Annotated in this window: 1 protein-coding gene; it reads left to right on the top strand. The window is 69.4% G+C overall.

The window, feature by feature from the left end; genetic code table 11:
- Window positions 1-219 (top strand): RRXRR domain-containing protein (locus ACYP5B_RS16680; RefSeq protein WP_459570437.1); only part of this gene is annotated, 219 nt, incomplete at both ends.

Below are 219 nucleotides of genomic sequence, written 5' to 3'. Positions count from 1 at the left end.
TGCGTCCTGCAACCGGTCCGTCTTAAACTCGATCCCGGTAGCAAGGGAACCGGCGTGGCCATCGTGCGTGAGGTCGAGTCCTGCGGCGGCGAGGCGGGCCGGCGTGTCGCCGTGCTGTCGCTGGTGGAACTGATACACCGCGGCGCGCAGATCAGCCTGAACCTGACGGCCCGCAGGGCTATGCGCCGGTCGCGACGCGGGCGGAAGACGCGGTATCGC

Source organism: Cupriavidus sp. 8B (genome assembly GCF_054589115.1).
Note: the sequence above shows the minus strand (reverse complement) of the source record. Positions and strands in the feature narration are given on the sequence as shown.